At 67.0% G+C, this 23,496-nt stretch carries 18 protein-coding genes and 1 tRNA gene; 1 reads left to right on the top strand and 18 read right to left on the bottom strand.

Going from position 1 to position 23,496, the window contains the following annotated elements; translation table 11 throughout:
* Positions 1-26: 26 nt before the first annotated feature.
* The 18 genes from FHS34_RS13535 to FHS34_RS13450 form a co-directional block, all read right to left on the bottom strand.
* Complete coding sequence (locus tag FHS34_RS13535; RefSeq protein WP_184964740.1) at positions 27-2,255, bottom strand: hypothetical protein; 2,229 nt, start codon at positions 2,253-2,255, stop codon at positions 27-29.
* Positions 2,256-2,307: 52 nt separating this feature from the next.
* Positions 2,308-2,760: a hypothetical protein gene (locus FHS34_RS13530; protein WP_225817595.1), complete on the bottom strand. Its 453-nt coding sequence runs from the start codon at positions 2,758-2,760 to the stop codon at positions 2,308-2,310.
* Positions 2,761-3,000: 240 nt separating this feature from the next.
* Positions 3,001-4,194: an elongation factor Tu gene (gene tuf, locus FHS34_RS13525; protein WP_184964738.1), complete on the bottom strand. Its 1,194-nt coding sequence runs from the start codon at positions 4,192-4,194 to the stop codon at positions 3,001-3,003.
* Positions 4,195-4,349: 155 nt separating this feature from the next.
* On the bottom strand, positions 4,350-6,476 hold the full coding sequence (fusA, locus tag FHS34_RS13520; protein WP_184964736.1) for an elongation factor G: 2,127 nt from the start codon (positions 6,474-6,476) through the stop codon (positions 4,350-4,352).
* A gap of 39 nt (positions 6,477-6,515) precedes the next feature.
* A complete protein-coding gene (rpsG, locus tag FHS34_RS13515; protein WP_003992340.1) occupies positions 6,516-6,986 on the bottom strand; it encodes a 30S ribosomal protein S7 in 471 nt (156 codons plus the stop codon).
* A gap of 2 nt (positions 6,987-6,988) precedes the next feature.
* Complete coding sequence (gene rpsL / locus FHS34_RS13510; protein ID WP_003948652.1) at positions 6,989-7,360, bottom strand: 30S ribosomal protein S12; 372 nt, start codon at positions 7,358-7,360, stop codon at positions 6,989-6,991.
* A gap of 612 nt (positions 7,361-7,972) precedes the next feature.
* A complete protein-coding gene (locus FHS34_RS13505; RefSeq protein WP_184964734.1) occupies positions 7,973-11,872 on the bottom strand; it encodes a DNA-directed RNA polymerase subunit beta' in 3,900 nt (1,299 codons plus the stop codon).
* Positions 11,873-11,969: 97 nt separating this feature from the next.
* A complete protein-coding gene (rpoB, locus tag FHS34_RS13500; protein WP_184964732.1) occupies positions 11,970-15,455 on the bottom strand; it encodes a DNA-directed RNA polymerase subunit beta in 3,486 nt (1,161 codons plus the stop codon).
* Positions 15,456-16,044: 589 nt separating this feature from the next.
* Positions 16,045-16,428: a 50S ribosomal protein L7/L12 gene (gene rplL / locus FHS34_RS13495; RefSeq protein ID WP_184964730.1), complete on the bottom strand. Its 384-nt coding sequence runs from the start codon at positions 16,426-16,428 to the stop codon at positions 16,045-16,047.
* A 116-nt stretch (positions 16,429-16,544) separates the two neighbouring features.
* On the bottom strand, positions 16,545-17,075 hold the full coding sequence (gene rplJ / locus FHS34_RS13490) for a 50S ribosomal protein L10 (RefSeq protein WP_184964728.1): 531 nt from the start codon (positions 17,073-17,075) through the stop codon (positions 16,545-16,547).
* A gap of 470 nt (positions 17,076-17,545) precedes the next feature.
* A complete protein-coding gene (locus tag FHS34_RS13485) occupies positions 17,546-18,466 on the bottom strand; it encodes an SCO4651 family lipoprotein (RefSeq protein WP_184964725.1) in 921 nt (306 codons plus the stop codon).
* Between the two features lie 165 nt (positions 18,467-18,631).
* On the bottom strand, positions 18,632-19,357 hold the full coding sequence (gene rplA, locus FHS34_RS13480; protein ID WP_184964723.1) for a 50S ribosomal protein L1: 726 nt from the start codon (positions 19,355-19,357) through the stop codon (positions 18,632-18,634).
* Positions 19,358-19,453: 96 nt separating this feature from the next.
* Positions 19,454-19,888: a 50S ribosomal protein L11 gene (rplK, locus tag FHS34_RS13475; protein ID WP_015658483.1), complete on the bottom strand. Its 435-nt coding sequence runs from the start codon at positions 19,886-19,888 to the stop codon at positions 19,454-19,456.
* 131 nt (positions 19,889-20,019) lie between these two features.
* Positions 20,020-20,256, bottom strand: a complete 237-nt coding sequence (locus FHS34_RS13470; RefSeq protein ID WP_184964721.1) for a hypothetical protein — start codon at positions 20,254-20,256, stop codon at positions 20,020-20,022.
* Positions 20,257-20,287: 31 nt separating this feature from the next.
* Positions 20,288-20,473, bottom strand: a complete 186-nt coding sequence (locus FHS34_RS13465; protein ID WP_184964719.1) for a hypothetical protein — start codon at positions 20,471-20,473, stop codon at positions 20,288-20,290.
* Positions 20,474-20,499: 26 nt separating this feature from the next.
* A complete protein-coding gene (gene nusG, locus FHS34_RS13460) occupies positions 20,500-21,369 on the bottom strand; it encodes a transcription termination/antitermination protein NusG (protein ID WP_184964717.1) in 870 nt (289 codons plus the stop codon).
* A gap of 80 nt (positions 21,370-21,449) precedes the next feature.
* On the bottom strand, positions 21,450-21,737 hold the full coding sequence (secE, locus tag FHS34_RS13455; protein ID WP_184964715.1) for a preprotein translocase subunit SecE: 288 nt from the start codon (positions 21,735-21,737) through the stop codon (positions 21,450-21,452).
* 106 nt (positions 21,738-21,843) lie between these two features.
* Positions 21,844-21,916 (bottom strand) — tRNA-Trp (locus FHS34_RS13450).
* Positions 21,917-22,177: 261 nt separating this feature from the next.
* Between FHS34_RS13450 and FHS34_RS13445 the strand changes: the two genes are divergently transcribed.
* Entirely contained in the window at positions 22,178-23,404 is a 1,227-nt protein-coding gene (locus FHS34_RS13445; protein WP_184964714.1) for a pyridoxal phosphate-dependent aminotransferase, read from the top strand.
* Positions 23,405-23,496 lie beyond the last annotated feature (92 nt).

The following is a 23,496-nucleotide window of genomic DNA, read 5'->3' as shown; positions in this document are numbered from 1 at the left end:
CTCTGGTGCGCCGTGTCCGGCACCGGCTACCGGTCCGCCCGGAGGACGTCGAGGGCGCGGTCGCGGCCGTAGTCGTAGTCGCCCTGCCCGGTGTGGACCCACTGCTTGGTCCACTCGCTGTCGATCTCGTGGCCCCGGCTGTGGCCCCACATCCTGACCATCTTCTCGACGTCGTGCTGGCCGGCCGCGTACAGCTTGACGTTGTCGTCCGTGGCCTTGAGGTTGGCTTCGGCGGTGTGCTCCTTGTTGGACTCGTACGTCCACACGTCGACGGCTCTGGTGGCGGCGTCCCCGACCGGGCTGAGATCGGCCACCGGGTTGAACATCAGGGCCGTGCTGAGCGAGCTGCTGATGCCGTGGTTGAAGTCGGCGGCCCACTGTGTCTTGTTGAACCGCTCGTCGAAGATGATGTCGGCGCGGACACCGTCGTAAGCGCCCATGGCCCGGGAGCAGTCGCTGATCCGGTTGCTGATCTGGGTCTTCCCGGCGTCCTGGGGCAGCGCCTCCAGCACGTCGTGCGCGTGCTCCTGTTCGGCCCCGTAGAGGTGCCCGAAGGCCGTGGGGTCGTCGGCGATGCCGCGCATCAACTTGGTCAGGTGGTCGCGCGCGACCGTGATGTGCGCTCCGTTCGCGTCGCTCCAGGCGGACCCGGGGGTACCCGGCGAGATCTCGAAGCGGGAGTCCGACTGCGCGTTGATCTCATGGGTGTCCGCCGTGTACGACGTCATGATGTGCGCGAGCGGAACGGTGAGGTTCTTCGGCAGCTCCTGCGCCTGGTTCGCCGTGTTCAACGTGTCGATGGTGTGCTGGAGAATCCGGGCCTGCGGCTCCGTGTGGTGTCCGGCCGGGTGGTAGGAGCCCGGCGCCTCCCCGGTGGTGGCGGTCTCCAGCAGGGCGCCGAACCCCTGGCGGACGTCGCCGTCCTCCGCCATGACGGGCAGGCCGGTCGTCGTACCGCCGGGCGGCGTCGCGAAGTGGTCCACGACGGTGTCCCAGTTCCGGCCGTGCAGCAGGTAGTCGAGGTTGTCGTTGTGGGACGGGTCCAGGTACGCGGTGCTGGTCTTGGGGTCGTGGGACATGATGCCGAGCACGCCGTCGAGCGGGTCGTTGGCGAACCAGCCCCGGTCCTTGCCGCTGAACTTGTCCCGCAGGCCCCAGACGGACTCGGTGTTGCCCTTGGCCGCGTACGCCTCCTCCGCGTGCCGGATGTCGTTCGCGGTGTCCGTCAGGAACTGCCCGTCGTAGCCGTTTCCCTGCTGCATCAGCGTGACGAGGCTCTGGTAGCCGCGCACCTTCTCGTCCGGGATGGGGCTGAGCCCGTCGACCTTGAACTGCTCGGTGCCGGCCTTCCGCATGTCCTCGCGGAATTCCTTGTAGAAGGGCGTGCTCGGGTCCTTCGTCGCCGTCGCCAGCGTGGTGGCCAGGCCCTTCTGGATGTCCAGGTACTGGCTGCCGTTCTTCTTGTCCTCGTAGTGGGCGAGGCTGTCGAGGCTGTTGGACAGCTGCAGCGTGCCCTTGGCGCCCAGCCCGTCCAGCACGGTCTCGCTGAACGCCTTGTCGCCGGAGTTGTCGCGGAAGAGGCGCTGCAGTTCCTTGTAGTCGGCCGCCGAGGCCTTGCCTGCGTCGACCCGCTTCGCGATGTCCTCGGCCTCGGCCGCCTCGTACTTCTCGATGTCGCCCTGCGCCTTGCCGTTGAAGCCGTTGAACGTGCCGTCGCCGGTGTCGGAGTCGACCGCGACCGCCTGGAAGGCGACCTCGACCCCCTTGTCGGCGTCGTCCACGTTCTTCACGCACTGGTCGAGGTGCGCCTGCCAGGAGGCGACGGACTTGCGGACGCTCTCCTGGTAGTCGGGGTCATGGGCCAGCGCCTGCCGGTCCCCCTGGCTCAGCTTCCCGGTGTCGTACGAGACCAGTCCCTGGTCGGAGACCTTCATTCCCGCGGCGACGGCGTCGTCCCTGGCCGATTCCAGCTTCTTGCGCAGGTCCACGAACTGGGTGTGGGCGTCCCGGAAGAGCGAGGCGATGGCCTTGGCCTCGGTCTGGGCCTTCTGGAACTCCTTCAGCGTGACGTCGAACCGCGCGTTGGCGGCGCCGGCGCTCAGCCCCTGCCAGGTCGGTCCGAGCGATATGCCGTGCACGTCCCGGCGGTAGGTCTTCTCCTGCGTCTGAAAACCCTCGGCCACGTCGTCCCAGTGCTGGGCGGCCGTGGTGAGCGTGGTCAGGTCGGTGGTCAGGATCTCGTGGTAAGTCGGCATGGTTCCCCGTTGAGTGAAGCGGTGACGTTCCGGCGGCGCTGCGGCGGCCGGCTCAGTACGCGTCCAGCGCCGACACGGACCGCAGACCGGCCTCGACGCCGTGGTCCGTTCCCGACAGCACGGTGTTCGTGCCGCGCAGCGCGGCCTTCTCGGACGACAGCCGGTTCATCAGGGTCTTCACCTGCTCGCCCCAGGCCTTGTACGCCTTGCTGACGGCCCCCGAGGTGACCCAGCCGTGCCCGTCCTTCGCGTCGAACGCCTTCACCACCGCGTTGGTCTGATCCTCGGCCGCGTCGCCCGCCTTCCGGCTGCCGGGCTCGATGTTCTGCTCGATGGAGTTCGCCGCGGTGCGTTTCTCGGCCGGCGAGGAGGCGAGGTCGGTCTTCCCCGAGCCGCCTGCACCACCCGGGCCGCCGCCCAGGTCGGCCGGGTAATGGTCGAGTTGCGTTCCCGTGGATGCTCCGGTGCCGGGTATGTCCGCCCGGCCGTCCCCGCTGTGAGCCATGCCTTCGTTAACCCCCGTTGACTGTGTGGCGTGACCACTTCACGCTAGCCAACGGGGCGGCAGCGGCGCCGGTACACATCAAGCCATGATCGATGTTTGACCTCGACTTGCCCCCACATGAACGAAACTTGACCCGGACCGGCCCCGGAAACGCCGAAGAGGCCCGTACGACCGAAGTCGTACGGGCCTCTCGTAGGTCAGAGACCTCAGGTCAGGCAGTGACCCTCAAGCAAGCGGAACTTACTTGACGATCTTGGTGACCTGGCCGGCGCCCACGGTGCGGCCACCCTCACGGATGGCGAACTTCAGGCCCTCTTCCATGGCGACAGGCTGGATGAGGTTGACGGTCATCTCGGTGTTGTCGCCCGGCATGACCATCTCGGTGCCCTCGGGGAGGGTCACAACGCCCGTCACGTCCGTCGTACGGAAGTAGAACTGCGGACGGTAGTTGTTGAAGAACGGCGTGTGGCGGCCACCCTCGTCCTTGGACAGGATGTAGGCCTGGGCCTCGAACTCCGTGTGCGGGGTGACCGAGCCCGGCTTGATGATGACCTGGCCGCGCTCGACGTCCTCGCGCTTGATGCCACGGAGCAGCAGACCGACGTTCTCACCGGCCTGGCCCTCGTCGAGCAGCTTGCGGAACATCTCGATGCCGGTGACCGTGGTGGTGGTCTTCTCGGTCTTGATGCCGATGATGTCGACGGTCTCGTTGACCTTGAGGACACCACGCTCGATACGACCGGTGACGACGGTGCCACGACCGGTGATCGTGAAGACGTCCTCGATCGGCATCAGGAACGGCTTGTCGACGTCACGCTCGGGCTGCGGGATGGACTCGTCGACAGCCTTCATCAGGTTGAGGACGGACTCCACCCACTCCGACTCGCCCTCGAGGGCCTTCAGAGCGGAGACCTTGACGACCGGAACGTCGTCGCCCGGGAACTCGTACTCGGAGAGGAGCTCACGGACCTCGAGCTCGACGAGCTCCAGGATCTCCTCGTCGTCCACCATGTCGGCCTTGTTCAGGGCGACGACGATGTACGGAACGCCGACCTGGCGGGCCAGGAGCACGTGCTCCTTGGTCTGCGGCATCGGGCCGTCGGTGGCGGCGACCACCAGGATCGCGCCGTCCATCTGCGCGGCACCGGTGATCATGTTCTTGATGTAGTCCGCGTGACCCGGGCAGTCGACGTGGGCGTAGTGACGCGCCTCGGTCTGGTACTCGACGTGCGCGATGGAGATGGTGATACCGCGCTGGCGCTCCTCGGGCGCCTTGTCGATGTTGTCGAACGGGGTGGCCTCGTTCAGGTCCGGGTACGCGTCGTGCAGCACCTTGGTAATGGCGGCCGTGAGGGTCGTCTTACCGTGGTCGATGTGACCGATGGTGCCGATGTTGACGTGCGGCTTAGTCCGCTCGAACTTCGCCTTCGCCACTGGGGTCCTCCTGTGGAGTGGTTCTGTACGCCTTACTTCATCGGCGCCAGGTGATCTTTGCTGGAAAGCCCGGAACCCGGGGCATTCATCCAGGATTGTGGCTGAATGCCCCTTGAGGCTCCGGAGTCAAGCCTAAAGCGTGCGAACGCGGTGCGTTACTCGCCCTTGGCCTTCGCGATGATCTCCTCGGCGACGTTCCGCGGAACCTCGGCGTAGGAGTCGAACTGCATGGAGTAGCTGGCACGGCCGGACGTCTTGCTGCGCAGGTCGCCGACGTAACCGAACATCTCCGAGAGGGGCACGAGACCCTTCACGACGCGGGCACCGGCCCGCTCCTCCATGGCCTGGATCTGGCCACGGCGGGAGTTGATGTCGCCGATGACCTCACCCATGTAGTCCTCGGGCGTGGTGACCTCGACGGCCATCATCGGCTCGAGAAGCACGGGCGAAGCCTTGCGCGCGGCCTCCTTGAAGGCCTGCGAGCCGGCGATCTTGAAGGCGAGCTCGGAGGAGTCGACCTCGTGGTAGGCACCGTCGTGCAGGATCACGCGGACACCGGTCATCTCGTAACCGGCGAGGATGCCGAACTGCATGGCCTCCTGCGCACCGGCGTCGACCGAAGGGATGTACTCCTTCGGGATACGACCACCGGTCACCTTGTTCACGAACTCGTACGAGGTGTCGCCACCCTCGATCGGCTCGATGCCGATCTGCACCTTCGCGAACTGACCGGTACCACCGGTCTGCTTCTTGTGCGTGTAGTCGACGCGCTCGACGGCCTTGCGGATCGTCTCGCGGTAGGCCACCTGCGGCTTGCCGACGTTGGCCTCGACCTTGAACTCGCGCTTCATCCGGTCGACCAGCACCTCGAGGTGAAGCTCGCCCATACCGCCGATGACGGTCTGGCCGGTCTCCTCGTTGGTGTGCACCTGGAAGGAGGGGTCCTCCTCCGCGAGACGCTGGATGGCGACACCCAGCTTCTCCTGGTCGCCCTTGGACTTGGGCTCGATCGCGACCTCGATGACCGGCGCCGGGAAGTCCATGGACTCCAGGATCACCGGGCTCTTCTCGTCACACAGCGTCTCGCCGGTCGTGGTCTGCTTCAGACCCATGACCGCGACGATGTCGCCGGCGCCCACCGACTCGATCTCCTCACGCTTGTTGGCGTGCATGCGGTAGATCTTGCCGATGCGCTCCTTGCGGCCCTTGACGGAGTTCAGCACGGCGGTGCCGGACTCCAGACGGCCGGAGTACACGCGGACGAAGGTGAGCTTGCCGAGGTGCGGGTCGCTCATGATCTTGAACGCCAGCGCCGACAGCGGCTCGTCGTCGGACGGCTTGCGCTTGACGACGACCTCGGCGTCCTTGACGTCGTGGCCCTCGATGGCCTCGATGTCGACCGGGGACGGCAGGTAGCGCACGACCGCGTCGAGCAGGGGCTGGACGCCCTTGTTCTTGAACGCGGTACCGCAGAACACCGGGGTGACGGTGGTGCCGCCGCCCTTGCCGGACGCGATGGTGATACGACGGATCGCGGCGTACAGCTGCTCCACGGAGGGCTCCTCGCCCTCCAGGTACAGCTCCATGATCTCTTCGTCGTTCTCGGCCACGGCCTCGATCAGCTTGCCGCGGTACTCCTCGGCAGCCTCGGTGTGCGTGTCCGGGATGTCGACGATGTCGTACATCTCGCCCTTGGTGGCCTCGGCGGACCACACGAAGGCCTTCATCGTCACCAGGTCGACGACGCCCTTGAAGTCCGCCTCGGCACCGATCGGGAGCTGCATCACGATCGGCTGCGCGCCCAGGCGGTCGACGATCATGTCGACACAGCGGTGGAACTCGGCACCGGTGCGGTCGAGCTTGTTGACGAAGCAGATACGCGGCACGCCGTAGCGGTCCGCCTGACGCCACACGGTCTCGGACTGGGGCTCGACGCCGGCGACGCCGTCGAACACCGTCACGGCACCGTCGAGCACGCGCAGGGAACGCTCCACCTCGACGGTGAAGTCGACGTGGCCCGGCGTGTCGATGATGTTGATGGTGTGGTCGACGTCTTCGAGCGGCCAGTGACAGGTGGTGGCAGCAGAGGTGATCGTGATGCCACGCTCCTGCTCCTGCTCCATCCAGTCCATGGTGGCAGCGCCGTCGTGGACCTCACCGATCTTGTACGACACACCGGTGTAGAACAGGATCCGCTCGGTGGTGGTCGTCTTGCCCGCGTCGATGTGGGCCATGATCCCGATGTTGCGGACCTTGGCCAGGTCAAGTGAAGTGGTAGCCATAAGGCTTCAGTCTTCTCTCGGTCTCGATGTGGGTAGCGACTACCAGCGGTAGTGCGCGAAGGCCTTGTTGGACTCGGCCATCTTGTGCGTGTCCTCGCGCTTCTTCACAGCGGCACCCAGGCCGTTGGAGGCGTCGAGAAGCTCGTTGAGCAGACGCTCGGTCATGGTCTTCTCGCGACGGGCGCGGGAGTAACCGACCAGCCAGCGCAGCGCGAGCGTGTTGGCACGACCGGGCTTGACCTCGATCGGAACCTGGTACGTCGCACCACCGACACGGCGGGACTTGACCTCGAGGGTCGGCTTGATGTTCTCCAGCGCGCGCTTCAGCGTGATGATCGGGTCGTTGCCCGTCTTCTCACGCAGACCCTCCATGGCGCCGTAGACGATGCGCTCGGCGGTGGAGCGCTTGCCGTTCAGCAGCACCTTGTTGATGAGCGACGTGACCAGAGGAGAACCGTAGACCGGGTCGATGATGACCGGGCGCTTCGGGGCGGGGCCCTTACGAGGCATTCTTACTTCTCCTTCTTGGCGCCGTAGCGGGAACGGGCCTGCTTGCGGTTCTTGACACCCTGGGTGTCGAGGGAGCCACGGATGATCTTGTAGCGAACACCCGGCAGGTCCTTCACACGGCCGCCGCGCACGAGCACGATGGAGTGCTCCTGCAGGTTGTGTCCCTCACCCGGAATGTAAGCGGTGACCTCGATCCCGCTGGTCAGACGCACACGCGCGACCTTACGCAGGGCCGAGTTCGGCTTCTTCGGGGTGGTCGTGAACACACGCGTGCAGACGCCACGACGCTGAGGGGAACCCTCGAGTGCGGGCGTCTTGTTCTTCTCGACCTTGTCCTGCCGGCCCTTACGGACCAGCTGCTGGATCGTAGGCACTACTTCTCCGGTTTCTGTGTGCCGATAGGTACAGCTAACCTGGAACTTCTCCGACCCACGCGGTCGGGTGTGTCGAATCCGCCAGACTCCCGCCGCAAGGCGGAAAGGGGGCAGATTGCGGTGGCCGGTTGCGGCTCGCCATGCGGTTTGCAGGCACGCACAGCAGCCAGGGCACACCCCAGGCACAAGGTCTGAGCGTACCTACCTCATTCGCTGCGGTCAAAACAAATGGGGTCCAGCGGCCCCGGGGTGCGGGCGCTGTCAAGCGGCGTTACGCTACGCGATCTTCTTTTCGCCGATCGCCGCATGTCACGGCGGCCGTCAAGCCCGGGCGCCCGGCAGGGCGGAAGACCCCCGCGCCCGGTCCCGGTCGCGCGACAACGGCCTTGAGGGCCGCATTCCGGCCACCGGAGCCGCCGGCGGGTGTGCGGCGCCGTCCGCACCGCCCGACCGCGTCACAGGCGCGCTCAGCGGCCGCCACGGCGCAACCGCTCCCCGTCACCCGCGGCACGGTCCGCCTCCCCCGTACGACGCGCTCCGGCGGATGCCGGCCCGGACGACGCCGAAGGGCGGTCACCCCATGGAGTGACCGCCCTTCAGTGGACGTACGCCTTACTGGTTGTACGGACCGTAGTCGTAGTCCTCCAGCGGAACGGCCTGGCCGGAGCCGGTGCCGAACGGCGAGTAGTCGATGTCGTCGTAGCCGACGGCCGAGTACATCGCGGCCTTGGCCTCCTCGGTCGGCTCGACCCGGATGTTGCGGTAGCGGGACAGACCCGTACCGGCCGGGATGAGCTTACCGATGATGACGTTCTCCTTGAGGCCGATGAGGCTGTCGGACTTGGCGTTGATCGCCGCGTCCGTCAGAACTCGGGTCGTCTCCTGGAAGGAGGCGGCCGACAGCCAGGACTCCGTCGCCAGCGAGGCCTTGGTGATACCCATCAGCTGCGGACGACCGGAGGCCGGGTGACCGCCCTCCTGGACCACACGACGGTTCTCGGTCTCGAACTTCGAGCGCTCGACCAGCTCGCCGGGCAGCAGCTCGGCGTCGCCGGACTCGATGATCGTCACGCGGCGCAGCATCTGCCGGATGATGATCTCGATGTGCTTGTCGTGGATCGACACACCCTGCGAGTTGTAGACCTTCTGGACCTCGCCGACCAGGTGGACCTGAACGGCACGCTGACCCAGGATGCGCAGCACGTCGTGCGGGTTGGTGGCACCCACGGTGAGCTGCTGGCCGACCTCGACGTGGTCGCCCTCGCGGACCAGGACCTTGGCACGCTTCGAGATCGGGAACGCCGTCTCGTCGCTGCCGTCGTCCGGCGTGACGATGAGCTTCTTCGTCTTCTCGGTCTCCTCGATCCGCACGCGGCCGGAGGCCTCGGAGATCGGGGCGACACCCTTCGGGGTACGGGCCTCGAAGAGCTCGACGACACGCGGCAGACCCTGGGTGATGTCGTCACCGGCCACACCACCGGTGTGGAAGGTACGCATCGTCAGCTGGGTACCGGGCTCACCGATGGACTGGGCGGCGATGATGCCGACCGCCTCACCGATGTCGACCAGCTTGCCGGTGGCCAGCGAACGGCCGTAGCACATCGCGCAGGTGCCGACGGCGGACTCACAGGTCAGGACCGAGCGAGTCTTGACCTCCGAGACACCGTGCTTGACCAGCTCGTCGATGAGCACGTCGCCCAGGTCGGTGCCGGCCGGGGCCAGCACCTTGCCGTCGACGACGATGTCCTCGGCGAGGCAGCGCGCGTACACGGACGTCTCGACGTCCTCGGCCTTGCGCAGCACACCGTCCGCGCCGACCTCCGCGATGTGGAGCTTGAGGCCGCGCTCGGTGCCGCAGTCCTCCTCGCGGATGATGACGTCCTGCGAGACGTCGACCAGACGACGGGTCAGGTAACCCGAGTCGGCGGTACGCAGGGCGGTGTCCGCCAGACCCTTACGGGCACCGTGCGTGGAGATGAAGTACTCCAGCACGGACAGACCCTCACGGAACGAGGCCTTGATCGGACGCGGGATGGTCTCGTTCTTCGCGTTCGACACCAGACCACGCATACCGGCGATCTGCCGCATCTGCATCATGTTTCCTCGGGCACCCGAGTCAACCATCATGAAGATGGGGTTCGTCTTGGGGAAGTTCTCGTTCATCGCCTCGGCGACCTCGTTGGTCGCCTTGGTCCAGATCGCGATGAGCTCCTGAGTGCGCTCTTCCTTGGTGATCAGACCGCGCTCGTACTGCTTCTGGACCTTCTCGTCCTGCGCCTCGTAGCCCTTGACGATCTCCTTCTTCGCCTCGGGAACGACGACGTCGGAGATGGCCACGGTGACACCGGAACGGGTCGCCCAGTAGAAGCCGGCCGCCTTCAGGTTGTCGAGCGTCGCCGCCACGATGACCTTGGGGTAGCGCTCGGCGAGGTCGTTGACGATCTCGGAGAGCTGCTTCTTGCCGACCGAGTAGTCGACGAACGGGTAGTCCTCGGGCAGCAGCTCGTTGAAGAGCGCACGGCCCAGGGTCGTCCGCAGGCGGAAGGTGTCACCCTGCTGCCACTCGGGCTCGCCCTCCTCGCGCGCCGGCGGGGTCCAGCCGCGCGGCGGGATGGTGCCCACCGGGAAGCGGATGTCGATCGGCGACTGCAGCGCGAGCTCGCCGGCGTCGAACGCCATGATCGCCTCGGCCGTGGAGCCGAAGGACCGGCCCTCGCCCTTGGTGTCACGCAGCTCGCCGTCGGTGGTGAGGAAGAACAGACCGAGGACCATGTCCTGGGTCGGCATCGTCACCGGACGGCCGTCGGCCGGCTTGAGGATGTTGTTCGAGGACAGCATCAGGATGCGGGCCTCGGCCTGCGCCTCCGCGGACAGCGGCAGGTGCACGGCCATCTGGTCACCGTCGAAGTCCGCGTTGAACGCGGTGCAGACGAGCGGGTGGATCTGGATGGCCTTGCCCTCGACCAGCTGCGGCTCGAAGGCCTGGATGCCGAGGCGGTGCAGGGTGGGAGCACGGTTCAGCAGGACCGGGTGCTCGGCGATGACCTCTTCGAGGACGTCGTACACGACCGTACGGCCGCGCTCCACCATGCGCTTGGCGCTCTTGATGTTCTGCGCGTGGTTCAGGTCGACCAGGCGCTTCATCACGAACGGCTTGAAGAGCTCCAGCGCCATGGCCTTGGGCAGACCGCACTGGTGCAGCTTCAGCTGCGGGCCGACGACGATGACGGAACGCGCCGAGTAGTCGACTCGCTTGCCGAGCAGGTTCTGACGGAAGCGGCCCTGCTTGCCCTTCAGCATGTCGCTGAGGGACTTCAGCGGACGGTTGCCGGGGCCCGTGACCGGGCGACCACGACGGCCGTTGTCGAAGAGCGCGTCGACGGCCTCCTGGAGCATGCGCTTCTCGTTGTTCACGATGATCTCGGGCGCACCGAGGTCGAGAAGGCGCTTCAGGCGGTTGTTGCGGTTGATCACACGGCGATACAGGTCGTTCAGGTCGGAGGTCGCGAAGCGGCCACCGTCCAGCTGCACCATCGGACGCAGGTCCGGCGGGATGACCGGGACGCAGTCCAGGACCATGCCCTTGGGGCTGTTGGACGTCTGCAGGAACGCGGAGACGACCTTCAGCCGCTTCAGCGCACGGGTCTTCTTCTGGCCCTTGCCGGTCCGGATGATCTCGCGGAGACGCTCGGCCTCCTCGTCGAGGTCGAAGGACTCCAGGCGCTTCTGCAGCGCCGCGGCACCCATCGAGCCGTCGAAGTACGTGCCGAAGCGGTCACGCAGCTCGCGGTAGAGCAGCTCGTCGCCCTCGAGGTCCTGGACCTTGAGGTTCTTGAACCGGTTCCACACCTCGTCGAGGCGGTCGATCTCGCGCTGCGCGCGGTCGCGCAGCTGCTTCATCTCGCGCTCGGCACCCTCGCGCACCTTGCGGCGCACGTCGGCCTTGGCGCCCTCGGCCTCCAGCTCGGCCAGGTCGGTCTCGAGCTTCTTGGCGCGGGCCTCCAGGTCGGAGTCACGGCGGTTCTCGATCTGCTGGCGCTCGACCGAGACGTGCGCCTCCAGGGAGGGCAGGTCGCGGGTGCGGCGCTCCTCGTCGACGTACGTGATCATGTACGCCGCGAAGTAGATGACCTTCTCGAGGTCCTTCGGCGCCAGGTCCAGCAGGTAGCCGAGGCGCGACGGGACACCCTTGAAGTACCAGATGTGCGTGACGGGCGCGGCCAGCTCGATGTGGCCCATCCGCTCACGACGCACCTTGGCGCGCGTGACCTCGACGCCACAGCGCTCACAGATGATGCCCTTGAAGCGGACGCGCTTGTACTTGCCGCAGTAGCACTCCCAGTCCCGGGTCGGACCGAAGATCTTCTCGCAGAAGAGTCCGTCCTTTTCGGGCTTGAGCGTGCGGTAGTTGATGGTCTCCGGCTTCTTGACCTCGCCGTGGCTCCACTGGCGGATGTCGTCAGCGGTTGCCAGACCGATCCGGAGCTCGTCGAAGAAGTTGACGTCGAGCACTATGCGTCAATCCCTCTCAGGGTTGTAAGTCTGTGGTCTGAAACGGGGGCCTGGGGGTCGGCGGGGCCCTGTGGGTGAGGGCCCCGCCGGACTCCCGTCAGACCTCTTCGACGCTGCTCGGCTCGCGCCGGGACAGGTCGATACCGAGCTCCTCCGCGGCGCGGAAGACGTCCTCGTCGGTGTCGCGCATCTCGATGGACATGCCGTCCGAGGACAGCACCTCCACGTTGAGGCACAGGGACTGCATTTCCTTGATGAGCACCTTGAAGGACTCGGGAATGCCGGGCTCGGGGATGTTCTCGCCCTTGACGATGGCCTCGTAGACCTTCACGCGGCCGGTGACGTCGTCGGACTTGATGGTCAGCAGCTCCTGGAGGGCGTACGCGGCGCCGTAGGCCTCGAGGGCCCACACCTCCATCTCACCGAAGCGCTGGCCACCGAACTGGGCCTTACCACCCAGCGGCTGCTGGGTGATCATCGAGTACGGACCGGTCGAGCGGGCGTGCAGCTTGTCGTCGACCAGGTGGTGGAGCTTCAGGATGTACATGTAGCCGACCGAGATCGGGTCCGGGAACGGCTCACCGCTACGGCCGTCGAACAGCCGCGCCTTGCCGGACGGGAGCACCATGCGCTCGCCGTCGCGGTTCGGGATGGTGTGCTGCAGCAGACCCGCCAGCTCGTCCTCGCGGGCACCGTCGAAGACCGGGGTCGCGACGTTGGTGCGCGGGGCGACCTGGTCGGCGCCGATGACCTGCAGGCGCTGGGCCCACTCGTCCGCGAGGCCGGAGACGTCCCAGCCGCGGCTGGCGAGCCAGCCGAGGTGGATCTCCAGGACCTGTCCCGGGTTCATTCGGGACGGCACACCCAGCGGGTTGAGGATGATGTCGACCGGGGTGCCGTCCTCCAGGAACGGCATGTCCTCGATCGGCAGGATCTTGGAGATGACACCCTTGTTGCCGTGACGGCCGGCGAGCTTGTCACCGTCGGTGATCTTGCGCTTCTGGGCGACGTAGACGCGGACCAGCTGGTTCACGCCCGGGGGAAGCTCGTCGCCCTCCTCGCGGTCGAAGACGCGCACGCCGATGACCTTGCCGGTCTCACCGTGCGGCACCTTCAGCGAGGTGTCACGGACCTCACGGGCCTTCTCACCGAAGATCGCGCGCAGCAGGCGCTCCTCGGGGGTCAGCTCGGTCTCACCCTTCGGGGTGACCTTGCCGACGAGGATGTCGCCGGCGATGACCTCGGCGCCGATGCGGATGATGCCGCGCTCGTCGAGGTCGGCGAGGACCTCCTCGGAGACGTTCGGGATGTCCCGGGTGATCTCCTCGGGGCCGAGCTTGGTGTCACGGGCGTCGACCTCGTGCTCCTCGATGTGGATCGAGGAGAGGACGTCGTCCTGCACGAGGCGCTGCGACAGGATGATCGCGTCCTCGTAGTTGTGACCCTCCCACGGCATGAACGCCACGAGCAGGTTCTTGCCGAGGGCCATCTCACCGTTCTCGGTGGCCGGACCGTCGGCGAGGACCTGGCCCTCGATGATCCGGTCGCCCTCGTTGACGACGACCTTCTGGTTGACCGAGGTGCCCTGGTTGGACCGGGCGAACTTGTGCAGGCGGTACGTGATGTACGTGCCGTCGTCGTTCGCCGTGGTGATGTAGTCCGCGGAGACCTCCTGGACCACACCCGCCTTCTCGGCCTTGACGACGTCGCCGGCGTCGACGGCGGAGCGGTACTCCATGCCGGTACCGACGAGCGGGGCCTCCGACTTGATCAGCGGAACGGCCTGGCGCATCATGTTCGCGCCCATGAGGGCACGGTTGGCGTCGTCGTGCTCGAGGAACGGGATCATGGCGGTCGCGACCGACACCATCTGGCGCGGCGAGACGTCCATGTAGTCCACGTCCTCGGGGCCGACGTAGTCGACCTCGCCGCCACGACGGCGGACGAGCACGCGGCTCTCCTCGAAGCGGAGTTCGCTCGTCAGCGGCGCGTTGGCCTGCGCGATGACGAAGCGGTCCTCCTCGTCGGCGGTCAGGTAGTCGACCTCGTCGGTGACCTGGCCGTCGTTCACCTTGCGGTACGGGGTCTCGACGAAACCGAACGCGTTGACCCGGCCGTAGGAGGCGAGCGAGCCGATCAGACCGATGTTCGGGCCTTCCGGCGTCTCGATCGGGCACATACGGCCGTAGTGCGAGGGGTGCACGTCACGGACCTCGAAGCCGGCCCGCTCACGGGACAGACCACCCGGGCCGAGCGCGGACAGACGACGCTTGTGCGTCAGCCCGGACAGCGGGTTGTTCTGGTCCATGAACTGCGACAGCTGGCTGGTGCCGAAGAACTCCTTGATGGAGGCGACGACCGGCCGGATGTTGATCAGAGTCTGCGGCGTGATCGCCTCGACGTCCTGGGTGGTCATGCGCTCGCGGACGACACGCTCCATACGCGCCAGACCCGTACGGACCTGGTTCTGGATGAGCTCGCCGACGCTGCGCAGACGACGGTTGCCGAAGTGGTCGATGTCGTCGGTCTCGACGACGATCGTGTCACCGCTGTCGCCGACCGTCTCGGTCTCGCCGGCGTGCAGCTGCACCAGGTACTTGATCGTCGAGATGATGTCCTCGACGGTCAGGATGCCCGCGTCCAGCGGCGCGTCCGCGCCCAGCTTCTTGTTGACCTTGTAGCGGCCGACCTTGGCGAGGTCGTAGCGCTTCGGGTTGAAGTACAGGTTCTCCAGCAGCGTCTGCGCGGCCTCACGCGTGGGGGGCTCGCCCGGACGCAGCTTGCGGTAGATGTCGAGCAGCGCGTCGTCCTGGCCCTGGGTGTGGTCCTTCTCCAGGGTGGCGCGCATCGACTCGTAGTCGCCGAACTCCTCGAGGATCTGCTCGGTCGTCCAGCCGAGCGCCTTGAGCAGCACGGTGACCGACTGCTTGCGCTTGCGGTCGATGCGGACACCGACCATGTCACGCTTGTCGATCTCCATCTCCAGCCAGGCACCCCGGGACGGGATGATCTTGGCGGAGAAGATGTCCTTGTCGGACGTCTTGTCGATGCTGGAGTCGAAGTAGACACCGGGGGAACGGACCAGCTGAGACACCACGACACGCTCGGTGCCGTTGATGACGAAGGTGCCCTTGTTCGTCATGAGCGGGAAGTCGCCCATGAAGACGGTCTGGGACTTGATCTCGCCGGTCTCGTTATTGGTGAACTCGGCGGTGACGAAGAGCGGCGCGGCGTACGTGAAGTCGCGCTCCTTGCACTCGTCGATGGAGTTCTTCGGCGGCTCGAAGCGGTGGTCCCGGAACGTCAGCGACATCGACCCGGAGAAGTCCTCGATCGGGGAGATCTCCTCGAAGATCTCCTCCAGACCGGACTTGGTGGGGACGTCCTGACCGTTCTCAAGAGCCTCCTCGACCCGACTCTGCCATGCGGTGTTGCCGAGCAGCCAGTCGAAGCTCTCGGTCTGCAGCGCGAGCAGGTTCGGAACCTCGAGAGGCTCCTTGATCTTTGCAAAGGAGATGCGCAGCGGGGCGGTGCTGGCGCCGTTGTTCGTATTCGCGGTCGAGGCGTTGCGCGAGGCGGCCAAGAGGGGGTCCTTCCGAGGGCTCGGACTCACTACGCGCGTGCCGGTCCCTCCCCGCGCACAGAGACGGAGACCCCAGGTCAGAAGGGCTTTGGTCGACTGTGCTCAAGTGAGGGCAGACCCCTGGTGACGGGCAGGGGACAGCTAACAGGCAGCGCAAAGGGTCAGTGTAGCCACTTGGCACACTGATGTCCAGTGCGGGTTTTCGAAGACCCTCGTTGTGCTCAACGCCTCTCTCAACGCCCTCGGCATGCCTGCCCTCAACGCACGTTGATACTGCCCTCTTCGTCGTCGATCCATGCCTCGGATTCGGATCCTTGTGACGACGCGTCCTGAGAATTGCGCGCTGCGTGCGGTTCGTCAAGGCCCCCCTGCCGGAAGCAGGCCGTCCGGTGGCACAACGAAGATCACCATACCCCTCGCCGTGACGAGTGCAAGGCAACCGCGGTCGGACCCCGGATACGCCGAAGAGCGACCACCCGGATGGATGATCGCTCTTCGGTGCGCTCGCGTTACAGCCCGGGGGCGCCGGTTTCAGCGCCCCACGAGGCCGTGTGCCACGCGTGTTCGAGTCCAGGGACCCGGAAAGGTCTTACTTGACCTCGACGGAGGCGCCGGCGCCCTTGAGGGACTCGGCGGCCTTCTCCGCGGCTTCCTTGTTGACCTTCTCGAGGACCGGCTTCGGGGTGCCGTCGACGAGGTCCTTGGCCTCCTTCAGACCCAGGGAGGTCAGCTCACGCACGACCTTGATGACCTGGATCTTCTTGTCGCCCGCACCGGTGAGGATGACGTCGAACTCGTCCTTCTCCTCCTCGGCCTCGGCGGTGGCGGCCGGACCGGCCGGACCGGCGACGGCGACCGCGGCGGCGGCGGTGACGTCGAACTTCTCCTCGAAGGCCTTCACGAACTCGGAGAGCTCGATGAGGGTCATCTCCTCGAACTGAGCGAGCAGGTCTTCCTGGCTGAGCTTCGCCATGATGGCGGTCCTTCCACTAAATCGGCGGGTGCCGGATGTACTGGGTGTGGCGGGCGTACGTCGGCCCGCTGAGACCCTCTCCGCGTCAGGCGGCGAGGATCAGAAAGCGAGCCGAATTACTCGGCACCGCCCTGCTCGTCCTGCTTGGCACGAAGCGCGTCCACGGTGCGGACGAGCTTCGACGGGAGCGCCTGGAAGACCTGAGCAGCCTGAGTCTGCTTGCCCTTGAAGGCACCAGCCAGCTTGGAGAGCAGAACCTCGCGGGACTCGAGGTCCGCAAGCTTCTTGATCTCATCGGCGGACAGCGCCTTGCCGTCAAGGACACCGCCCTTGATGATGAGATTCGGGTTGTCCTTGGAGAAGTCACGAAGACCCTTCGCCGACTCCACCGGGTCACCGGTGACGAAGGCGACAGCCGTCGGACCAGCGAAGAGCTGGTCGTCGAGCGTGATCCCGGCCTCGTTGGCCGCAATCTTGGTCAGCGTGTTCTTCACCACGGCGTACTGGGCGTTCTCACCGAGCGACCGGCGCAGCGTCTTGAGCTGCGCCACGGTGAGACCGCGGTACTCGGTCAGCACGGCGGCGTTGGAGCTGCGGAACTTGTCCGTCAGCTCCGCAACCGCGGCAGCCTTGTCGGGCCTCGCCATAGAGCCTCGGCCTCCTTCCGGGTGATTCGGACCGCGCGGACCCGAAGGAGGACTGGGTAAAACGAAACGCCCCGGCGCAGGCGCACGGGGCGGACTCGACCGGCGGCACACGCGTGAGCGCTCATGCTCCGGGAGTTCTTCCACTGACACCTGCGCGGGTCGCCCACTTTTCAGCGGATCCTTCGGCCACCGCACCCTCGTTCGAGCGCGCGGCAACGACCAGCGGTCTTTGGCTTCTCCGAGAGAGTACGGGACCGGGGCGCCGACGAGCAAATCGGGCCGCTCATGGGCCCGGGCCGACGGCGCGGGCGACAGAGGGCCGCGGGCCGGGAGTGGGGCTGTGGGCGGCCGGCAGGGGGCGGGGGAGCCCCGCCGGCCCCCTGGAGCCCCCGAGGAACGCTCGATTCCGCCTGTGCTCGGCGCACGGCGGGCCCGCGCGTCCCCCGGGGTTCCCGGGGTGCCGCGAAGGCTCAGGAGACGGTGCCGGAGCCCGTGCCGCCCGTCATGGTGCCGCCGGACTTCAGCAGGTCCGCGAAGTCCTTGGTGTCACCGGCCGGAGGGGCCTCGGCGGCGACCTTCACGCCGTAGTCGGTGTAGAACGTGGTGCTGGTCATGGCGCCGTTGGCGGTGTCGGCCTTCTCGGACTTCTTGACCAGCAGGTCCTGGTCGTTGATCCAGATGTCGACGGTCTCGGTGGTGACGCCCGCCTGGGTGAGCTGCTTCTTCAGGGCCGACAGCTGCTCGGCGTCGAGGTTGCTGGTCTTGCCGGCGAGATCGGCGACGTTCACCGTGCCCGAGTAGTGCGTGGTCGGGACGCCGGAGATGTTCTCCTCCCCGACCTTCTTGACGTCCTGGGAGGCCAGCAGCAGCTTCACGGACTGGTTCGGCGTGGCGTTCTGGATCTGGTCCTTCATGTATGAACCGGAGGCGCCGCCGAGCTTGGCGAGGTCGTCGTACGAGTACTTGAGCCAGTGCTTGCCGCCGGTCTGCTGGGCGTAGGCGTCGCTCATGTGCGCGTAGTAGGCGTCCGGCAGGTACCGGGCCTCCATCGACTGGGTGCCGGCCTTCTTCATCATCTCGGCCATCTGGCCGCCGGTGTACGTGATGGTGAGGTTGCCCTTGAGGCCGTCTTCCCAGGTGAGGGCGCCGTTGGCGGTCATCGACATGAGGTCGCCGACGGACGTGGTGGAGCGCACCTTGGCGGAGTCGGCCTTGTCGGTGGACTTCTCGGCGGAGCGCAGTGCGGCGATGGGGCTGACGTGTATCGAGGTCTTGCCGGCCGCCTTGTCACCATCCTTGCCGGAGTCGGAGGAGCCGCAGGCGGCCACTCCGGTCAGCGCGGCCACCACCGCGATCGAAAGGGTCACCCGGCGCACGGTCGTGCTCTTCATCTGCTCCCACCCCTAATGCGTGTCCTGTGCCTGCACGGTACCCAGGCCACTGGCAGTCGTGCGTAAGGTCGTACAAGAAAAGGACGGGCCCGGAACCTCGGAGGTTCCAGGGCCCGCCCTTTTCGTTACGCGTACCTGACGCGGCTACCGGGGTGAGCGGAGGGCTCAGACGGCGGCCGGGTCCTCCTCGACGAGGAGGTTACGGGTGCGGTTCGGGTCGACCGGGATGCCGGGGCCGATCGTGCTGCTGATCGCGGCCTTCTTGATGTAGCGCCCCTTGGCGGCGGACGGCTTCAGACGGAGGATCTCCTCCAGCGCGGCGCCGTAGTTCTCCACCAGCTTGGCGTCGTCGAAGGACACCTTGCCGATGATGAAGTGCAGGTTCGAGTGCTTGTCGACGCGGAACTCGATCTTGCCGCCCTTGATGTCCGTGACGGCCTTGGCCACGTCGGGGGTGACGGTGCCGGTCTTCGGGTTCGGCATCAGACCACGCGGGCCGAGGACGCGGCCGAGGCGGCCGACCTTGCCCATGAGGTCCGGGGTGGCGACGACGGCGTCGAAGTCCAGACGGCCCTTCGCCACCTCGTCGATGAGTTCGTCGGAGCCGACGATGTCGGCGCCCGCGGCCTCCGCGGCCGCAGCACGGTCACCGGTCGCGAAGACCAGGACCCGGGCAGTCTTGCCGGTGCCGTGCGGCAGGTTCACGGTGCCACGGACCATCTGGTCGGCCTTGCGCGGGTCGACACCCAGGCGGAAGGCGACCTCGACGGTGCCGTCGAACTTGGTCGTGGAGGTCTCCTTGGCGAGACGGACGGCCTCGAGCGGGGCGTACAGCTTCTCCCGGTCGATCTTGGCGTCCGCAGCGCGGAGAGCCTTGCTGCGCTTGCTCACAACTGCTCCTGTGTGTTCTGAAAGGAGTCGTGGTACGGGCCGAGCAGGCCCTGCCACGTGCGGCCAGTCATGGCCGCATGACTACTGGGGGTGAGGTCAGCCCTCGACCGTGATGCCCATGGAACGGGCGGTGCCGGCGATGATCTTCGACGCGGCGTCCAGGTCGTTCGCGTTGAGGTCGGGCATCTTGGTCGTGGCGATCTCGCGGACCTGCGCCTCGGTGATCTTGGCGACCTTGGTCTTGTGCGGCTCGCCGGAGCCCTTCTCGACACCCGCGGCCTTGAGGATCATCTTCGCGGCCGGCGGCGTCTTGGTGACGAAGGTGAAGGAGCGGTCCTCGTAGACCGTGATCTCCACCGGGATGACCCACCCGCGCTGCGACTCGGTCGCGGCGTTGTAGGCCTTGCAGAACTCCATGATGTTGACGCCGTGCTGACCCAGCGCCGGGCCGACCGGCGGGGCCGGGTTGGCAGCGCCGGCCTGGATCTGGAGCTTGATGAGCCCCGTGACCTTCTTCTTCTTGGGAGGCATGCTCTCTCCGGGTCCTTACTGAGAGGTTGACTGCCATCCGCGTCATCCGAATCCATGCCGTTGCATGATCCCACAGATGGCATACCGCACAACGATAGCTTCTGTCCCCTCGGGACAAGAAATCGCCCAGGTCAGGCGGCCCGCGCGAGGCCTTCGGGAGGTCGGTCGCGCAGCACGTGCACCGCTCCGGCGAGCAGCGCGAGCAGGGTCGCGGCCCCGGGCACCGCGAGCAGCGCGGCCACGGTCCCCCGCCCGGTCTCCCCGGCGGGCGCGACCCGCTCCGGCTCGCCCGGCGCGGCCCGCACGTACACGGTGTCGCCCTCGGAGGGGCCCCACGCGCGCGTGCCGGGCGGGAGGCCGGCGGTCACCCGCTTCCCCTCCACGGGGTAGGCCACCGTGTCAGCCGCCGCGGAGGCAGGCCCCGTCGTGGAAGGTGACCGCGGTGAGCTCCGCGCCGCGCGGCTCGGTGCGCAGCCGGGCGGCCGCGAAGAAGACGGCGTACGTCAGCGCCGGCAGGACCGGTGCGGCCACCGTGCCGGCGACGGCCGGCCGGACACGGCGAAGGCGCCCCGGCCCGGTGCTCACCGGTGGGGCGCCCTCGGAAGACAGGCTCAGTTCTTCTGGATCTGGTCGAAGGACAGCTCGACCGGGGTCTCGCGGCCGAAGATCTCCACCAGGCCCTTGACCTTCTTGGAGTCGGGGTTGATCTCGTTGATGGTCGCCTGCAGCGTGGCGAACGGGCCGTCGGTGACGGTGACCGAGTCGCCGACCTCGAAGTCCAGCACCTGGACCTCGACCTTGCGCTGCGGAGCGGGCTTACCCTCGGCCTCGGCGGCCTCACGGGCGGCCTTCTCCTCGGCCTCCGGGGCGAGCATCTTGACGATCTCGTCCAGGGTCAGCGGGTACGGGTCGTAGGCGTTGCCGACGAAGCCGGTGACGCCGGGGGTGTTGCGGACGACGCCCCAGGACTCGTTGGTCAGGTCCATGCGGACCAGGACGTAACCCGGCAGCTTGTTCTGCTTGATCGTCTTGCGGTCGCCGTTCTTGATCTGGACGACCTCTTCCTGCGGCACCTCGGCCTGGAAGATGTAGTCCTCGACGTTCAGCGAGACGGCGCGCTGCTCCAGGTTGGTCTTCACGCGGTTCTCGTAGCCGGCGTAGGTGTGGATGACGTACCACTCGCCGGGCAGGGTGCGCAGTTCCTCGCGGAGCGCCTGGATCGGGTCGACCGGGGCGGCCGGCTCCTCCTCGGCGATCTCCGCGACGGCGGCTTCCTCGGCGGCCTCTTCGTCGGCGGCCTCTTCGTCCTCGTCCTCGACGTGCAGGGCGGCCTCCTCGGCCGGCTCACCCGCCTCGGCCTCGGCAGCCTCGAACTCGTCCTGCTCGTCCGCGCCCTCGACGATGTCGAGCTCGTCATCCACCGTCTCGGCAGCCAGCCCGCCGGGCTCGGTGGCGTCGTCGTTCAGGTTCGGGTCAGACACGATGGCTGCTTCTTCCTGGATACATAGGGGTGGAACATGCGAAAACGGGCGCCGGTACCACGGCGCCCTTCGCTCTTGGCTCAGCCGAAGACGTACTTGGCGGCGTGGTTGAGCCCATAGTCAATCACGGTCACCAGCGCGATCATGATGGCGACGAAGAAGATCACCACGGTGGTGTACGACGTCAGCTGGGCGCGAGTCGGCCAGACGACCTTGCGGAGTTCCGCGACGATCTGGCGGTAGAAGGTGGCGAGGCGCTTGAGCGGGCCCTTCTTGGCACGCTTGCCGCCCTTGCGGGCCTTCTTCTTGGACTCGGGCACTTCGTCCTGGGCATCAGGCGTGTCGATGGAGCCCACGGCGTCCGTCATTGTCCTCACCTGGTCCCGGGTCGTGGCCGTGCCGCGCCCGGTTTCTGAGCCGCACGGCGGTGCATTGCTGTACGTACATGCGCACACATCCTGGCGGTGTGTGTAGCAGGGCCGGAGGGACTTGAACCCCCAACCGCCGGTTTTGGAGACCGGTGCTCTACCAATTGAGCTACGACCCTTTGTGTGTCCCCCAACGTACCGCATCCGACCGGATGCTCGGTGTGCACCGGTGGGGTGACGGCTGCTGAAGGCCAACGAGGTGTGAGTGTACGTGGTCCACGGCCCGGCGTCGAACAGAAAGCGCCCGTCCGGAGGCGGTCGGCCAAAGATCGTCCTGGCCCGGGGCCGGATTCGGACCCTTGTTCACGCCTCGACCCCTTGCTGTTCAGTCTGTGAAACCCGCGTGCCGGGGGGATTTACGTTCTGGAACGATGGGCCGCATGAGCGCTGCAATCCCTCCCACCGAGCGCCGGGTCTCCGCCCGAGTCGGCGCGATCTCCGAGTCCGCCACCCTCGCCGTGGACGCCAAGGCCAAGGCCCTGAAGGCCGCCGGGCGTCCGGTGATCGGCTTCGGCGCCGGTGAGCCCGACTTCCCGACCCCGGACTACATCGTCGAGGCGGCCGTCGAGGCCTGCAAGAACCCGAAGTACCACCGCTACACGCCGGCCGGCGGCCTGCCCGAGCTGAAGGCCGCGATCGCCGCGAAGACACTCCGCGACTCCGGCTGGGAGCCCGACGTCTCGCAGGTCCTGGTCACCAACGGCGGCAAGCAGGCCATCTACGAGGCGTTCGCCGCGATCCTCGACCCCGGCGACGAGGTCATCGTCCCGGCGCCGTACTGGACGACGTACCCGGAGTCGATCCGTCTCGCCGGCGGTGTCCCGGTCGAGGTCGTCGCCGACGAGACGACCGGCTACCGCGTCTCGGTTGAGCAGCTGGAGGCGGCCCGCACGGAGAAGACGAAGGTCGTCCTCTTCGTCTCCCCGTCCAACCCGACCGGCGCGGTCTACACCGAGGCCGAGACCGAGGCGATCGGCCGCTGGGCCGTCGAGCACGGCCTGTGGGTGCTCACCGACGAGATCTACGAGCACCTGGTCTACGGCGACGCCGTCTCCGTGTCCCTGCCGGCCCTGCTGCCCGAGCTGCGCGACAAGTGCATCGTGGTCAACGGTGTGGCGAAGACGTACGCCATGACCGGCTGGCGCGTGGGCTGGGTCATCGGCCCCAAGGACGTGGTCAAGGCCGCGACCAACCTCCAGTCGCACGCCACCTCGAACGTCTCCAACGTGGCCCAGGTGGCCGCCCTGGCCGCCGTCTCCGGTGACCTGGAGGCCGTCGCGAAGATGCGCGAGGCCTTCGACCGGCGCCGCAGGACCATCGTGCGGATGCTCAACGAGATCGAGGGCGTGTTCTGCCCGGAGCCCGAGGGCGCGTTCTACGCCTACCCCTCGGTCAAGGCGCTGCTCGGCAAGGAGATCCGCGGCAGGCGCCCGCAGGACACCGTCGAGCTGGCCGCGCTGATCCTGGAGGAGGCCGAGGTCGCGGTCGTTCCCGGCGAGGCCTTCGGCACGCCGGGGTACCTGCGGCTTTCGTACGCGCTCGGCGACGAGGACCTCGTCGAGGGCGTGAGCCGGATCCAGAAGCTGCTGGCCGAGGCGCGGGACTGATCCGCGTTCCCGGCGTTCCCGGAGTTCCACGCGCGCGTGCGGGCCGTTTCCCTTCGGGGAGGCGGCCCGCTTCTGTGTGCGAGCAAGACCAC

It is taken from the genome of Streptomyces echinatus, assembly GCF_014203595.1.
Taxonomy (GTDB): domain Bacteria; phylum Actinomycetota; class Actinomycetes; order Streptomycetales; family Streptomycetaceae; genus Streptomyces; species Streptomyces echinatus.
This window is presented reverse-complemented; position numbering and strand designations above follow the sequence as displayed.